The sequence below is a fragment of the Ciceribacter sp. L1K23 genome, from assembly GCF_018122705.1.
Classification (GTDB): Bacteria; Pseudomonadota; Alphaproteobacteria; order Rhizobiales; family Rhizobiaceae; genus Allorhizobium.
This window is the reverse complement of sequence record NZ_JAGRRC010000009.1, coordinates 1-534: the sequence shown is the minus strand read 5'-3', so window position 1 is coordinate 534 and position 534 is coordinate 1. Positions and strand designations below refer to the sequence as shown.

General features: G+C 55.1%; 1 protein-coding gene. It reads left to right on the top strand.

Annotation, left to right across the window (positions count from 1 at the left end):
* Window positions 1-534: superoxide dismutase (locus J5J10_RS22320; RefSeq protein ID WP_211931846.1), on the top strand; the 534-nt coding region annotated here is incomplete at both ends.

Here is a 534-nt window from a genome sequence, read left to right as displayed (position 1 = left end):
ACTCGGCCCGTTCATGTCGGCTGAAACGCTGGAATTCCACCACGACAAGCACCATCAGGCCTATGTGACCAACGGCAACAACCTGCTGAAGGATTCCGGTCTTGAAGGCCTGTCTTTGGAAGAAGTTGTCAAGCAGTCCTATGGCAAGAACGCCGGTCTGTTCAACAACGCTGGCCAGCACTACAACCACATCCATTTCTGGAACTGGATGAAGAAAGACGGCGGCGGCAAGAAGATTCCGGGCAAGCTGGAAGCGGCAATTGCCTCTGACCTCGGCGGCTACGACAAGTTCAAGGCTGATTTCATTGCCGCTGGCACCACACAGTTCGGCTCCGGCTGGGCATGGCTTTCGGTCAAGGATGGCAAGCTGGAAATCTCCAAGACACCAAATGGCGAAAACCCGCTGGTGCATGGCGCATCGCCAATTCTCGGCGTCGACGTGTGGGAGCATTCCTACTACATCGATTACCGCAACGCCCGTCCAAAATATCTGGAAGCGTTTGTCGACAGCCTGAGCAACTGGGATTATGTCGC